10 protein-coding genes are annotated in these 14,215 nt (G+C 66.6%); 6 read left to right on the top strand and 4 right to left on the bottom strand.

Annotated features, from left to right (window positions below; genetic code table 11):
• Positions 1–26: 26 nt before the first annotated feature.
• Positions 27–884: an efflux RND transporter periplasmic adaptor subunit gene (locus HMPREF2581_RS08060; protein ID WP_003091654.1), complete on the top strand. Its 858-nt coding sequence runs from the start codon at positions 27–29 to the stop codon at positions 882–884.
• On the opposite strand, the gene HMPREF2581_RS08055 is transcribed toward HMPREF2581_RS08060, so the two are convergent.
• From HMPREF2581_RS08055 to HMPREF2581_RS08045, 3 genes are all read right to left on the bottom strand, one after another.
• Positions 865–2,040, bottom strand: coding sequence for an MFS transporter (locus HMPREF2581_RS08055; RefSeq protein WP_003130346.1), 1,176 nt, complete (start codon positions 2,038–2,040; stop codon positions 865–867). The genes HMPREF2581_RS08060 and HMPREF2581_RS08055 overlap by 20 nt on opposite strands.
• Before the next feature lie 150 nt (positions 2,041–2,190).
• A complete protein-coding gene (locus HMPREF2581_RS08050; protein WP_003091647.1) occupies positions 2,191–2,661 on the bottom strand; it encodes a MaoC family dehydratase in 471 nt (156 codons plus the stop codon).
• Positions 2,658–3,608 (bottom strand): alpha/beta hydrolase, encoded by a 951-nt coding sequence (locus tag HMPREF2581_RS08045; RefSeq protein WP_003138291.1) that lies wholly within the window; start codon positions 3,606–3,608, stop codon positions 2,658–2,660. The genes HMPREF2581_RS08050 and HMPREF2581_RS08045 overlap by 4 nt, the downstream gene beginning before the upstream one ends.
• A 246-nt stretch (positions 3,609–3,854) precedes the next feature.
• Between HMPREF2581_RS08045 and fadD2 the strand changes: the two genes are divergently transcribed.
• From fadD2 to hrpA, 4 genes are all read left to right on the top strand, one after another.
• Positions 3,855–5,543 carry a long-chain-fatty-acid--CoA ligase FadD2 gene (gene fadD2, locus HMPREF2581_RS08040; protein WP_003091644.1) on the top strand — a complete coding sequence of 563 codons (1,689 nt, stop codon included), beginning with the start codon at positions 3,855–3,857 and terminating at the stop codon, positions 5,541–5,543.
• Between the two features lie 234 nt (positions 5,544–5,777).
• On the top strand, positions 5,778–7,466 hold the full coding sequence (fadD1, locus tag HMPREF2581_RS08035) for a long-chain-fatty-acid--CoA ligase FadD1 (RefSeq protein ID WP_003138294.1): 1,689 nt from the start codon (positions 5,778–5,780) through the stop codon (positions 7,464–7,466).
• 122 nt (positions 7,467–7,588) lie between these two features.
• Positions 7,589–7,798, top strand: coding sequence for an addiction module protein (locus HMPREF2581_RS08030; RefSeq protein WP_016254261.1), 210 nt, complete (start codon positions 7,589–7,591; stop codon positions 7,796–7,798).
• Between the two features lie 175 nt (positions 7,799–7,973).
• Positions 7,974–11,954, top strand: coding sequence for an ATP-dependent RNA helicase HrpA (gene hrpA / locus HMPREF2581_RS08025; protein ID WP_003138298.1), 3,981 nt, complete (start codon positions 7,974–7,976; stop codon positions 11,952–11,954).
• Between the two features lie 72 nt (positions 11,955–12,026).
• Here hrpA and phoA read toward each other — a convergent pair whose 3' ends face one another.
• Positions 12,027–13,457 carry an alkaline phosphatase gene (gene phoA / locus HMPREF2581_RS08020; RefSeq protein ID WP_003112133.1) on the bottom strand — a complete coding sequence of 477 codons (1,431 nt, stop codon included), beginning with the start codon at positions 13,455–13,457 and terminating at the stop codon, positions 12,027–12,029.
• Positions 13,458–13,661: 204 nt separating this feature from the next.
• On the opposite strand from phoA, the gene HMPREF2581_RS08015 reads away from it, so the two are divergent.
• Positions 13,662–14,099 (top strand): HIT family protein, encoded by a 438-nt coding sequence (locus tag HMPREF2581_RS08015; RefSeq protein ID WP_003105490.1) that lies wholly within the window; start codon positions 13,662–13,664, stop codon positions 14,097–14,099.
• Positions 14,100–14,215 lie beyond the last annotated feature (116 nt).

Here is a 14,215-nt window from a genome sequence, read left to right as displayed (position 1 = left end):
TCCGTCGCCCCGAGAAGGAGATTCGCATGCGTGCATCGCTTCGCGTCGTCGTCACCCTGCTGGTGGTCGCTGCCGCCGTCCTCGCCGGCATCTGGCTCTGGCGCTACTACATGCTCTCGCCCTGGACCCGCGATGCCCGGGTGCGGGCCGACGTGGTGGTGGTGGCGCCGGACGTGTCCGGCTGGGTGACCGACCTGGAAGTCAAGGACAACCAGGTGGTCAAGGTCGGCGACGTGCTGATGCGCATCGACCAGGAACGCTACCAGGCCAACCTGGAGCAGGCCCGCGCCGTCGCCGAGACCCGTCACCAGCAATACCTGTTGCGCCAGAACGAGGCGGCCCGGCGCAGCCGCCTGGGCATCGGCGCGATCAGCGCCGAGGACAAGGAAAACGCCCAGATCAATGCCGCCATCGCTCGCAGCGAGTACCAGGAAGCACTGGCCCAGGTGAAGATCGCCGAACTCAACCTCAAGCGCAGCGAACTGCGCGCTGCGCGCAACGGACAGGTGACCAACCTGCGCCTGGCCCAGGGCAACTACGCCACGGCGGGCCAGGCGGTGATGGCGCTGGTCGACCAGCAGTCCTTCTATGTGGTCGCCTACTTCGAGGAAACCAAGCTGCCCGGCATCCGCGTCGGCATGCGCGCCCAGGTCCGCCTGATGAGCGGCGATCAGCCGATCGACGGCACGGTGGAGAGCATCAGCAGCGGTATCACCGACCGCAACTCGACGCCGGACGGCCAGTTGCTGGCCAATGTCGAGCCGACCTTCAACTGGGTGCGCCTGGCGCAGCGCATTCCGGTGCGCATCCGCCTCGACCAGGTGCCGGCGGATGTCCACCTGAGCGCCGGGATGACCGCCAGCGTCACCGTGCAGGGGGACTGAGCGGCAGCGCTTGCGTGGCGCCATCCAGCGTGCTGGCGCCAAGCGCGCAGGCCAGTGCCGCCAGCACCAGGGCGAGGCCGACCCAGGGCGTCGCGGCGACTCCCAGTGCCGCCACCACCAGGCCGCCCAGCGCCGCGCCGAGGCCCACGCCCAGGTGCATGGCCGAGGTGTTCAGGGCGACGCCGGCGGAACCGCTGGCCGGATCGCTGCGCAGCAGGAAGCTCTGCACCACCGGCGAGATCATCCAACTGATCGCGCTCCAGACCATCAGTACCGGCAGGAACCCAATGCTGCCCAGGCTCAGCGGCACCGCCGCCAGCGCCAGGGCGAAGGCCGCCGGCACCAGACGCAGGGCGCGCCGGTGGCCGAGGCGGTCGGCCAGCCAGCCGCCGATATAGCCGCCGCTCAGCGCTGCCAGGCCGATCAGCAGGAGGATCAGGCTGATCTCGCCGGGCGAGCGAATACCGGCCATGCTCGCCAGGTACGGGGTGAAATAGGCGAACAGGGTGAAGTGCCCGCCGAGCAACAGGATCGATACCAGTTGCGCGAGCCACAGCGCGGGCTGGCGCAACTGCCGCAGATAGCCTTCGCGGCCGGGCAGGTCGCCGGCCTGGCGTTGCGGCAGGTAGCGCCAGAGCAGCAGGCACAAGGGCAGCGAATAGACCGCGATGCCGGCGAAGATCCAGCGCCAGCCGAACCAGTCGCTGATCTGTACGCCCAGTGGCACGCCGAACACCAGCGAACCGCTGATGCCCATGAAGATCAGGCCGATCGCCCGGCCGCGCTGGGCCGGGGCGGCCAGCTCGGCGGCGAGCAGGCTGGCGAGGACGATCAGCAGCCCGCAACAGGCCGACATGCCCAGGCGAGCCAGGAGCAGGCCGAGATAGCCCGGAGCGAGGGCGGCGAGCGCGTTGCTGAGGGCGAACAGCAGCAGGGTCGCCAGCAGCAGGCGGCGGCGTTCGATGCGCCGGGTCAGCCAGCCGAGCAGCGGTGCGGCGAGGGCGAAGCCGAGGGAGAACAGGGTAGTGAGCTGGCCGGCCAGGCTGATGGAGACCCGCAGGTCTTCGGCCAGGGGCGGCAGGATGCCGATCAGGATGCTTTCCGCCAGGCCGGCGGCGAAGGTGGTCAGGGATAGCAACAGCAAGCGAAGGTCCATGGCGGCTCCGATTCCCGGTAAGGGGTTTCGGGCGGTGGAGTGCCTTCGGTTATCCCTGGTGATTGAGGTGAGACAGCGGACAGGGTAGAGCAGCGCGCGGCGGCCCGGCAAGTCCGCCGGGCCGGATGGCCCGACGGCAGGGAAGGCTGCTCAGCCGATGCTGATCGGCGGCAGTTCGGCCAGCTCGACGCTGAGCTTCTCTTCCGGCGCCATGATCTCCGCTTCGCCGTCGACCACCTGCTTGCCTGCCTGGTTGAACACCCGCGTGGCCATGCGCACGCGGTTCTTCGGCAGCTTCTCGAGGACTTCCAGTTCGACCTTCAGGTCGTCGCCGAGCTTGACCGGACGGGTGAAGCGCAGGGTCTGGCCGAGATAGATGGTGCCTGGGCCGGGCAGCACGGTGGCGATCGCCGCGCTGATCAGGGCGCCGCTGAGCATGCCGTGGGCGATGCGTTCCTTGAACTGGGTGGTGGCCGCGTAGGCGGCGTCCAGGTGCACCGGGTTGCGGTCGCCGGAGACTGCGGCGAACAACTGCAGGTCGCGCTCGGCGATGCTGCTGGTGTACTCGGCCTTTTGCCCGACCTCTAGCTCGGCGTAGGGAATGTTCTGGACCTGGCTCATGTTCTCTCCTTTGTCGAATGATCCCGGCGGTGGCGCAGGGCCTGTTCCAGCCAGTCGATCAGGTCTTGGGTGACCGCGTCGCGGTTGCTCTCGTTGAACAGCTCGTGACGGGCCTCGGGATAGGTCTTCAGGGTCACCTGGCGCAGCCCGGCGCCGCGCAGGGCGTCGGCCAGGTCGCCCAGGCGCCTGCCCTGGCTGACCGGGTCGCGTTCGCCGCCGATGACCAGCAGCGGCAGGCCGGCATCGATCTGCCGCAGGTGGGTGGGCGGGGTGATATCGGCCAGGCCGCCGAGCAGGTCCACCCACAACTGGTTGCTGCAGCGGAAGCCGCACAGCGGGTCGGCCACGTACCTGTCGACTTCCTGCGGATCGCGACTGAGCCAGTCGAAGGCCGTGCGATTGGGCTTGAACGCCTTGTTGAACGAGCCGAACGAGAGGAAGTCGATCAGCGCGCTCTTGCCCAGCGGCCCCTGGCGCCAGCGCTCGAAGCGGGCGATCAGGCGGGCGACCCGGTAGAGCGCTTGCGGCTGGTAGTTGGAGCCGGAAAGGATCGCCCCTTGCAGGCTGCAGCTGTGGTGCAGCAGGTAGGCCATGGAGATGTAGCTGCCCATGCTGTGGCCCAGCAGGAAGATCGGCAGTTCCGGGTGCTGCTGGCGGATATGGTGGTTCAGGCTGGCCAGGTCGCCGACCACCTTGCCCCAGCCGCCCTGGTCGGCGAAGTGGCCCAGCTCGTCGGCTTCGGCGGTCCGGCCGTGGCCGCGCTGGTCGATCGCATAGAAGTGGTAGCCGGCAGCGTTCAGCGCGGCGGCGAGACGCTCGTAGCGACCGGCGTGCTCGGCCATGCCGTGGGACAGCATCACCGCGCCGACGGCCGTTGCGCTCGGCCAGTGGCGGGTGTACAGCGGGGTTTCGTCGCTGGCGGGGAGCCAGTAGGCAGCGGCGGGCATGTTCGTTCCTTGTGCCGGGCGGACGCGTTCCGGCGCATTCTAGCAGCGTGCGCGGTTTCGTCCCGGAAAAGCGCCACCCTTGGGCACGGGCCGCTCTGGAATGGCGGGCGGCGAAGAGCGACAGGCTGGAGATTCACACTATCAATAAGGGCAGGAGGAGTATTTGCGCTGTCCGATGCAACTGCTAAGTTGCCCGATACCCCGCACACGCGGGCCAGACCCGCTCAGGTAAGAGGACAAGAATAAATGCAACCTGAATTCTGGAACGACAAACGCCCGGCCGGCGTACCCGACAGTCTCGACTTCGCCGCCTACCGTTCCGTGGTCGAGGTCTTCGAGCGCTCCTGCAAGAAATTCGCCGACCGCCCGGCCTTCAGCAATCTCGGCGTGACGCTCAGCTACGCCGAACTCGATCGTCTGTCCGCCGCCTTCGCCGCCTACCTGCAGAAACAGACCGATCTCCAGCCCGGCGACCGCATCGCGGTGCAGATGCCCAATGTCCTGCAATATCCCATCGCGGTGTTCGGCGCCTTGCGCGCGGGGCTGGTGGTGGTCAACACCAATCCGCTGTACACCGCCCGCGAAATGCGCCACCAGTTCAAGGACGCCGGCGTGCGTGCGCTGGTCTACCTGAACGTGTTCGGCAAGCTGGTCGAGGAAGTGCTCCCGGATACGCGGATCGAGTACCTGATCGAGGCGCGCATGGGCGACCTGTTGCCGGCGCTGAAGGGTTGGCTGGTGAACAGCGTGGTGAAGTCGGTGAAGAAGATGGTCCCCGATTATCGCTTGCCCCAGGCGCTGCCGTTCAGGCAGGCCTTGAAGCAAGGCCAGGGCCATGCCCTGCAGCCGGTCAGGGTCGGCCTGGAGGATGTCGCCGTGTTGCAGTACACCGGCGGCACCACCGGGGTCTCGAAGGGGGCGATGCTCACCCACGGCAACCTGGTGGCGAACATGCTGCAGGTCCACGCCCAGCTTTCCCAGCTCGGCAAGGATGGCCTGCCGCTGATGAAGGAGGCGCAGGAGGTGATGATCGCGCCGCTGCCGCTCTACCACATCTATGCCTTCACCGCGAACTGCATGTGCATGATGGTCAGCGGCAACCATAACGTGCTGATCACCAACCCGCGCGACATCCCCGGTTTCGTCAAGGAACTGAAGAAGTGGCGTTTCTCCGCGCTGCTCGGCCTCAACACCCTGTTCGTCGCGCTGATGGAGCATCCCGGGTTCAAGGACGTCGATTTCTCCAACCTGAAGCTCACCAACTCCGGCGGCACTGCACTGGTCAGCGCCACCGCCGAGCGCTGGAAGGGTGTCACCGGCTGCACCGTGGTGGAAGGCTATGGCCTCACCGAATGCTCGCCGGTGGTGACCACCAACCCCTACGGCGAGCAGGCGCGCCTGGGCACGGTGGGGATTCCGGTCGTGGGCACGGCGCTCAAGGTGATCGACGAGCAGGGCAACGAGCTGCCTGTCGGCGAACGTGGCGAACTCTGTGTGAAAGGTCCGCAAGTGATGAAGGGGTACTGGCAGCGTCCCGAGGCCACCGAGGAGATTCTCGATGCCGAAGGCTGGCTGAAGACCGGCGACATCGCGGTGATCGACGAGGACGGCTTCGTGCGTATCGTCGATCGCAAGAAGGACCTGATCCTGGTCTCTGGCTTCAATGTCTACCCCAACGAGATCGAAGACGTGGTGATGGCCCATCCGAAGGTGGCCAGTTGCGCGGCGGTGGGCATTCCCGACGAGAAGTCCGGCGAGGCGGTGAAGCTGTTCGTGGTGGCCCGCGACCCCAGCCTGTCGGTCGAGGAGCTCAAGGCCTACTGCAAGGAAAACCTCACCGGATACAAAATTCCGCGACAGATTGTGCTCAAGGATGCATTACCGATGACGCCTGTGGGTAAAATCCTCCGTCGTGAGCTGCGCGAAATCGCCTGATAGCCTTACAAGGCTCTGAAACGGGCATTTGCCGGGGACAGGAAAGACCGTGACCGAGACTAATGTCTCGGTCATTTTTTTGACCGAATAGGTCATGTTTGGTGCTGGTCTGCCTCTGGCAAAGCTGATAATCTCGGCGCGCCTAATAGCCCTGGGTCCAGGGTTAGCGAGCAGATCACAACAAGATGCCGCCATGAGCGGTGAAGATTAGCTGTTGCTTAGGAGTGGGCTTCCATGATCGAAAACTTCTGGAAGGACAAGTACCCAGCGGGTATTGCTGCCGAGATCAATCCCGACCAGTACCCGAACATCCTGTCGGTACTGAAGGAGTCCTGCCAACGTTTTGCCACCAAGCCCGCGTTCACCAACCTGGGCAAGACCCTGACCTACGGCGAGCTGTACAAGCTGTCCGGCGACTTCGCCGCCTACCTGCAGCAGCACACCGATCTCAAGCCCGGCGACCGCATCGCCGTCCAGTTGCCCAACGTCCTGCAATACCCGATCGTGGTCTTCGGCGCCATGCGCGCCGGCCTCATCGTGGTCAACACCAACCCGCTGTACACCGCGCGCGAACTGGAACACCAGTTCAACGACTCCGGCGCCAAGGCGGTGGTCTGCCTGGCCAACATGGCCCACCTGGTCGAGGGCGTACTGCCGAAGACCGGCGTCAAGCAGGTGATCGTCACCGAAGTCGGCGACATCCTGCCGCCGCTGAAGCGCTTCATCGTCAACTTCGTGGTCAAGCACATCAAGAAGATGGTGCCGGCCTACAGCCTGCCGCAAGCCACCAATCTGACCGACGCGCTGGCCAGGGGCGCCGGCAAGTCGTTCCAGGAAGCCGCGCCGCAGGCCGACGACGTCGCCGTGCTGCAATACACCGGCGGCACCACCGGGGTCGCCAAGGGCGCCATGCTGACCCACCGCAACCTGGTGGCCAACATGTTGCAGTGCAAGGCGCTGATGGGCGCCAACCTCAACGAGGGCTGCGAGATCCTCATCGCGCCGCTGCCGCTGTACCACATCTATGCCTTCACCTTCCATTGCATGGCGATGATGCTCACCGGCAACCACAACATCCTGATCACCAACCCGCGCGACCTGCCGTCGATGCTCAAGGACCTCGGCCAGTGGAAGTTCACCGGCTTCGTCGGCCTGAACACCCTGTTCGTCGCCCTGTGCAACAACGAGACCTTCCGCAAGCTGGACTTCTCCGCGCTGAAACTGACCCTCTCCGGCGGCATGGCACTGCAGCTGGCCACCGCGGAGCGCTGGAAGGAAGTCACCGGCTGCGCCATCTGCGAAGGCTACGGCATGACCGAGACCGCGCCGGTGGTATCGGTCAACCCGTTCCAGAACATCCAGGTCGGCACCATCGGTATTCCGGTGCCCTCGACCCTGTGCAAGGTGATCGGCGACGACGGCCAGGAAGTGCCCCTGGGCGAGCGCGGCGAACTCTGCGTGAAAGGCCCGCAGGTGATGAAGGGCTACTGGCAGCGCCAGGAAGCCACCGACGAGATCCTCGACGCCGATGGTTGGCTGAAGACCGGCGATATCGCGATCATCCAGGAAGACGGCTACATGCGCATCGTCGACCGGAAGAAGGACATGATCCTGGTCTCCGGCTTCAATGTTTACCCGAACGAGCTGGAAGACGTGCTGGCGACCCTGCCGGGCGTCCTGCAGTGTGCCGCGATCGGCATCCCCGACGAGAAGTCCGGCGAGTCGATCAAGGTCTTCGTGGTGGTCAAGCCGGGGGCGACCCTGACCAAGGAACAGGTCATGCAGCACATGCATGACAACCTGACCGGCTACAAGCGGCCGAAGGCCGTGGAGTTCCGTGACAGCCTGCCGACCACCAACGTCGGCAAGATCCTGCGCCGCGAACTGCGCGACGAAGAGCTGAAGAAAGCGGGCCAGAAGTAAGTCCGCCGTTGCCTGAAGAAGCCCCGCCAATGCGGGGCTTCTTCGTTGCTGGCAGTCGGTTGCGGGGTGAGCGGGCCTGTGCGGACGTGCCTGCAGCGCATCACCTGCCGGAGGAAACCCCCATGGCCCGCCTCGATCCTGCCCTGGCCGAAGAAATACGCCGTCTGCCGATCAGCCGGTGTCTGGAACTGATCCAGGCATTGCTGCATCGCGCCGGCCCCGAGGTGGAGCGCCAATGGCTGCGAGTGGCCGAGGATCGCCTCGCCGACTGCCGGGCGGGCACCGCCGATGCGCTGCCGTTGGCCGAGGTGCTCAAGCGACTGGGGCGCTGAGAGGGCCATCGCCCACCAGCAGCGTCGGCCGTATCGCGGCAGCGAGCGTTAACCGGGATTCGTCCTCTTCCGCTCAAATCTGCGACAATTCCGAATATTTTTCGCCTCGGCAGTGGCCGGAGCTTCTTCCCGTCCTCCGCGACTGCGGCACGCTCACAGCATTCGAAAAGCCTAGATGACCGACCAGACTCCTTCCCTCGACCAACTCGTCCGGCGCCTCGACCAGGCCCAGATCAGCGACCGCCACCGCTTGCGCCGGCAGCTCCACGAACTGCGCAAGCAGCCCGACGACGCGCGCCTGGCGCAGTGGGTCGAGCGCTTCCAGGCCTCCTGCGCCAAGGTCGAGGCGCGGCGCGCCAGCGTGCCGGCGATCCGCTACGACGACAGCCTGCCGATCGCCGCCAAGCGCGACGAGATCAAGGCCGCCATCGCCGCCCACCAGGTGGTGGTGATCGCCGGCGAGACCGGCTCGGGCAAGACCACCCAGTTGCCGAAGATCTGCCTGGAGCTGGGGCGCGGCATCCACGGCCTGATCGGCCATACCCAGCCGCGTCGGCTGGCGGCGCGCAGCGTGGCGACGCGGGTCGCGGAAGAGATCGGCACGCCGCTGGGCGCGCTGGTCGGCTACCAGGTGCGCTTCGAGGACCAGAGCGACGACAGCACCCTGGTCAAGCTGATGACCGACGGCATCCTCCTGGCCGAGACCCAGCACGACCGCTACCTGGAGCGCTACGACACGCTGATCGTCGACGAAGCCCACGAGCGCAGCCTGAACATCGACTTCCTCCTCGGCTACCTGAAGACCCTGTTGCACCGGCGTCCGGACCTGAAGCTGATCATCACCTCGGCGACCATCGACCTGGAGCGTTTCTCCCGGCATTTCGACGGCGCCCCGGTGATCGAGGTTTCCGGCCGCACCTATCCGGTGGAGACCTGGTACCGGCCGCTGGCGGCGGAAACCGACGAGGAGGGCAACCGGGTCGAGGACGACCTGTCGGTGGACCAGGGCATCCTCGCCGCCCTCGACGAGATCGCCGCCCACGAACGCGAGGTCGGCAAGCGGCCCGGCGACGTGCTGGTGTTCCTCCCCGGCGAGCGGGAGATCCGCGACGCCGCGGAGATGCTGCGCAAGGCCAACCTGCGCCACACCGAGGTGCTGCCGCTGTACGCGCGACTGACCCCGGCCGAGCAGCAGAAGATCTTCCAGCCGCGCCCGGGACGCAAGATCGTGCTGTCCACCAACGTCGCGGAAACCTCGCTGACGGTGCCGGGCATCCGTTACGTGATCGACAGCGGCACCGCGCGGATCAGCCGCTACAGCTACCGCGCCAAGGTCCAGCGGCTGCCCATCGAGGCGGTGTCGCAGGCCAGCGCCAACCAGCGCAAGGGCCGTTGCGGACGGGTCGAGCCGGGCATATGCGTGCGCCTCTACAGCGAGGAGGACTTCAACGCGCGTCCGGCCTTCACCGACCCGGAAATCCTCCGCACCAACCTGGCCGCGGTGATCCTGCAGATGCTGCACCTGCGCCTCGGCGACATCGAGGCGTTCCCCTTCATCGAGCCGCCGGACGGCAAGGCGATCAAGGACGGCTTCACCCTTCTGCAGGAACTGTCGGCGGTCAACCGCGAAGGCCAGCTGACCCCGCTGGGGCGCCAACTGGCGCGCCTGCCGATCGACCCGAGGCTGGGCCGCATGCTGCTGGAGGCGGCCCAGCAGGGTAGCCTCGAGGAAGTGTTGACGGTGGCCAGCGCGCTGTCCGTGCAGGACCCGCGCGAGCGTCCGGTGGAGCGGCAGCAGGCCGCCGACCAGGCGCACGCGCAATGGAAGGATCCGGATTCCGACTTCGCCGCGCTGATCAATCTCTGGCGTGGCTTCGAGGAACAGCGCCAGGCGCTGGGCTCCAACGCCCTGCGCAGCTGGTGCCGGAAGAACTTCCTCAACTACCTGCGCCTGCGTGAGTGGCGCGACGCCCACCGCCAACTGACCCTGATCTGCCGCGAACTGAAGCTGCCGTTCGGGCGTCCGGCCAAGGCCGAGGCGCGCAAGCCGGAGGCGAAGAAAGGCGCGTCGGCCGACAACGAACGCGAGGTACCGGGGATCGATTACGCGGCGGTCCACAAAGCGATCCTGTCCGGCCTGCTCAGCCAGATCGGGCAGAAGGCCGAGGAAGGCGACTACCTCGGCGCTCGCCAGCGACGTTTCTGGATCCATCCGTCCAGCGGCATCGCTCGCAAGCGCCCGCAATGGATCATGGCCGCGGAACTGGTGGAGACCACCAAGCTGTTCGCCCGAATGGTCGCGAAGATCGAGCCGGACTGGCTGGAGCCGCTGGCCGGGCACCTGATCAAGACCAACCACTTCGAGCCGCACTGGGAGAAGCGTCGCGGCCAGGTGGTGGCGTTCGAGCAGGTCACCCTCTACGGCCTCATCGTCATCGGTCGACGTCCGGTGCACTATGGTCCGATCGACCCGCCGGTGGCGCGCGAGCTGTTCATCCGCGAAGGCCTGGTGCGCGGCGAGATCAACAGCCGCGCCAGGTGCCTGAGCGCCAACCGGCAGTTGCTGGAAAAGCTCGACGAGCTGGAAGCCAAGGCACGCCGGCGCGACATCCTGGCCGACGAGGAAACCCTGTTCGCCTATTACGACGCGCGCCTGCCGGCGGACATCTACCAGACCGCCAGTTTCGAGAAATGGTACGCCCGCGAGCGGCAGAACCAGCCGGACCTGCTGCTGATGCGCGAGGAAGACGTGCTGGCCCGCGAAGCCAGCGAAGTCACTGCGGCGCAGTACCCGGATCGCCTGCGCCTGGGCGATCTGCACCTGTCGCTGAGCTACCAGTTCGAGCCCGGCACCGCGCGCGACGGCGTCACCGTGCGGGTACCGGCGCCGCTGCTGCCGCAATTGCCGGCCGAACGCATCGACTGGCTGGTGCCCGGCCTGCTCTACGACAAGGCGGTGGCGCTGGTGCGCAACCTGCCGAAGGCGATCCGCAAGAGCTTCGTGCCGGTACCGGACTTCGTCCGCGCCGCCCTGGAGCGCATCACCTTCGGCGAAGGTTCGCTGCCGCAGGCGCTGGGCCGCGAGCTTCAGCGCATGACCGGCGTGCGGGTAGCCGATGAGGCCTGGGCCGAGGCGGCGACGCAGTTGGACGATCACCTGCGGATGAACATCGAGGTGGTCGACGCCCAGGGCAAGTTCCTCGGCGAGGGCCGCGACCTGGCCGAACTCACCGCGCGTTTCGCCGAAGCCAGCCAGGCGGCCCTGGCGATACCCCAGGCCGACAAGGAACAGCAGCGTCCGGTGGAGGCCAAGGCCTTCGCCAGCGTCGCCGAGAAAGCCCAGCAGAAGGTCGCCGGATTGTCGATGACGGTATACCCGGCGCTGGTGGAGGAGCAGGGCGAGGTCAAGGAAGGGCGCTTCCCGACCCAGGCCGAGGCCGACTACCAACACCGCCGCGCCCTGCAACGACTGCTGTTGCAGCAACTGGCCGAGCCGGCCAAGTACCTGCGCGCCAAGCTGCCGGGGCAGACCGAGATGGGTCTGCTGTACCGCGAGCTGGGACGGGTCGAGGCGCTGGTCGAGGACATCCTCCTGGCCAGTCTCGACAGTTGCGTGCTGCAGGGCGAAGGCCTGCCGCGCGACGGCGCCGCCCTGGCCGCGCTGGCCGAGCGCAAGCGCGCTGCCTGGAACGAGCACGCCGAGCGCCTGGCACGCCTGGTGCTGGATATCCTCAAGCTCTGGCACGGCCTGCAGAAGCGCTTCAAGGGCAAGGTCGAGCTGGCCATGACCGTGCCGCTGAACGACGTCAAGGGCCAACTGGCCAACCTGGTGTATCCGGGGTTCGTCCGCGCCACCCCGCTGGAGTGGTTGAAGGAGTATCCGCGTTACCTCAAGGCCATCGAGCAGCGCCTGGACAAGGTCGCCGGCCAGGTCCAGCGCGACCGGGTGTGGAGCGGCGAGCTGGGCGAACTCTGGGCGCAATACCAGGCGCGCCTCGCCAAGCACGCCCAGGAAGGCAAGCGCGACGCCGAGTTGCAGGTGTATCGCTGGATGCTGGAGGAGTACCGGGTCTCGTTGTTCGCCCAGCAACTGGGGACCCGGCTGCCGGTCTCGGACAAGCGCCTGGCCAAGCAGTGGAGCCAGGTCGAGGGCTAGTTCCAGGGATGCCGCGCGAAATGAAAAAGGCGCGCCGGTCGAAACCGGCGCGCCTTTTTCGTTCTGGTCCGATCAGTCGCGCAGGTTCAGTGCGCGACGGATGGTGAAGAACAGGTCGGTCTGGTCGGTCAGGCCGGTGACATTGGCGGCCTGCGGGCCGTAGGCGGCGATGCGCAACTGGGTGCCGGTGTGCTCCTGGGAGCCTTCCTCGGAGTTGCCGTAGCTGATCGCCAGCGGCGCGCCGTCCTTGGTCGTGAGCAGTTGGGTCAGCCCCGGCGCGGCGGTTTCCGGCGGGATGATCTGGCTGGAGTGGGCGTGGTCGGCGGTGACGATCACCAGGGTCTCGCCATCGGCCTTGGCGAAGGCCAGGGCCTTCTGCACGGCTTCGTCGAGGTCGACGGTCTCGCCGATCTGGCCGCACGGATTCGCGGCGTGGTCCTGTTTGTCGATGGACGCGCCCTCGACCTGCAGGAAGAAGCCGTTCGGATTGTCCTTCAGCAGCTCGATGGCCTTGCTGGTCATTTGCGCCAGGGTCGGGATGTCGGCGGTGCGCTTCGGGTTCGCCTCGCAGCTCACCGCCGGCTGGTTCAGGTTGCCGTGGTAGGTGGCGGTCGGACCGAGCCAGCGCACCGGCATGTTGCCCGGCGCGAACAGGCCGATCAGCGGCTGCTTCTGGTTGGCGCGGCGCACGGCTTTCAGCTCGTCGAGGTTCTCGACGATCCGGTAGCCGCGGGCCTCGGCCTGGGCGCGGAGGGTCTTGCCGGCATAGCGGCCAGCCTTGGCGGTTTCCGCGAAGGTCGCGGCGCCGCCGCCGAGGACCACGTCAGGGCGGGTCTTCAGCCATTGCTCGGTGATCGAGCCGGCGCCGCCGTTCTCCAGGGCATTGCTCGGGCACTGCTTGCTGGTGGCTTCGGGGCCGTAGCACTTGCGAGCGGTGACGTGGGCGAGCAGGGCGGCCGGGGTGGCGTCCTGCAGCTCGGCGGTGGAGACGTTGCCGGTGGCCTTGCCGTTGAGCTTGGCCAGCTCCAGCAGGTTGCGGTGTGGCTGTTCGTGGATATCCACGCCGATTGCGCCGTTGTACGACTTGACCCCGGTGGTCCAGGCGGTGGCGGAGGCGGCGGAATCGGTCACGTAGTCCGGCAGGCCGCTGTCCTTGTGCAGGGAGTAGTGGGTGTACTGGCCGGTCAGCGGCAGCGCATCGATACCCTTGAAGTAGCCGCCCGCGCCGCGCGCGTAGTTGCGCGCCACGGTGATCTCGGAGTCGCCCATGCCGTCGCCGATCAGCAGGATCACGTTCTTCGCCTTCTTCTTCGACAGCGACTGCTTCAGGGCCTGGGTCAGGTCCTGCTCGACGCGCCGTGCGCCGCCGTACTCGCTGAGTTCGCCACGGGCCTGGCGGTTGAACAGCGACGGATCGTCCTGGCGCGCCTGGGCCGGCAAGGCGCTGCCGAGCACGGCCATGGAGACGGCAAGAGAGAGGGCGAGGGGATAACCTGGGGTCATGACGCATTTCCCTATGTTGAGGAGGTGGCTGTGCGAGACGGCAGGGCCATCCGGCGAGTGCTACGAAAGTAGGGAAGGGTGATGACGGGCTTGTGACAATTTCTTTCGAAGTGTGTGGAGCGCGCGACGCATCACGTCGTGACGAGCGGGGAGCGAGCCGGTATGGTGCGCAGGTCTATTCCGGTTCGTTCAAGGAAAGCCTCCATGAGTTTGCACGGCGTTTACGATTCCCAGAACATCTTCGCCAAGATCATTCGCGGCGAAGCTCCCTGCTACAAGGTCTACGAAGACGAGGACGTGCTCGCTTTCCTCGATCTGTTCCCGCAGTCCTACGGGCATACCCTGGTGATTCCCAAGCACGCCGAGGCGCGCAACCTGCTCGAGATCGATGCGCAGAACCTGGCCAAGGTCATGGCCGTGGTCCAGCGCCTGACCCGCGCCCTGGTCGAGGAGGTGCAGCCGGACGGCGTGCAGGTCGCCCAGTTCAACGGCGCCCCTGCCGGGCAGACGGTCTTCCACATCCATTTCCACGTCATCCCGCGCTTCAGCGGCGAGAATCTCGGCATCCATGCGGCGAAGCAGGGCGACCCGGAAGTGCTCGCACAACTTCAGGAGCGTTTGGCGCAGCGTCTGCAAGGCTGATTGCGCATGGGCCGGCCCGGTTCGGGGGCGGTCCTTCGCTCGTCGGATTTTTCTGAAATATTTTGTTACATACTGTCGAGGGTCAGGCGCGCCGCGGTTTTCCGGCGATGTGCGCA

Origin of the sequence: Pseudomonas sp. HMSC057H01, assembly GCF_001836405.1 — a bacterium.
Classification (GTDB): Bacteria; Pseudomonadota; Gammaproteobacteria; order Pseudomonadales; family Pseudomonadaceae; genus Pseudomonas; species Pseudomonas aeruginosa.
The sequence above is the reverse complement of the archived record's forward strand: the minus strand, read 5'-3'. Positions and strand labels throughout refer to the sequence as shown.

Excerpts from the sequence above, each read along its gene's own strand:
- HMPREF2581_RS08060 (WP_003091654.1), top strand. The coding sequence starts at position 27 with ATGCGTGCATCGCTTCGCGTCGTCGTCACCCTGCTGGTGGTCGCTGCC.
- HMPREF2581_RS08055 (WP_003130346.1), bottom strand. The coding sequence starts at position 2,040 with ATGGACCTTCGCTTGCTGTTGCTATCCCTGACCACCTTCGCCGCCGGC.
- HMPREF2581_RS08050 (WP_003091647.1), bottom strand. The coding sequence starts at position 2,661 with ATGAGCCAGGTCCAGAACATTCCCTACGCCGAGCTAGAGGTCGGGCAA.
- HMPREF2581_RS08045 (WP_003138291.1), bottom strand. The coding sequence starts at position 3,608 with ATGCCCGCCGCTGCCTACTGGCTCCCCGCCAGCGACGAAACCCCGCTG.
- fadD2 (WP_003091644.1), top strand. The coding sequence starts at position 3,855 with ATGCAACCTGAATTCTGGAACGACAAACGCCCGGCCGGCGTACCCGAC.
- fadD1 (WP_003138294.1), top strand. The coding sequence starts at position 5,778 with ATGATCGAAAACTTCTGGAAGGACAAGTACCCAGCGGGTATTGCTGCC.
- HMPREF2581_RS08030 (WP_016254261.1), top strand. The coding sequence starts at position 7,589 with ATGGCCCGCCTCGATCCTGCCCTGGCCGAAGAAATACGCCGTCTGCCG.
- hrpA (WP_003138298.1), top strand. The coding sequence starts at position 7,974 with ATGACCGACCAGACTCCTTCCCTCGACCAACTCGTCCGGCGCCTCGAC.
- phoA (WP_003112133.1), bottom strand. The coding sequence starts at position 13,457 with ATGACCCCAGGTTATCCCCTCGCCCTCTCTCTTGCCGTCTCCATGGCC.
- HMPREF2581_RS08015 (WP_003105490.1), top strand. The coding sequence starts at position 13,662 with ATGAGTTTGCACGGCGTTTACGATTCCCAGAACATCTTCGCCAAGATC.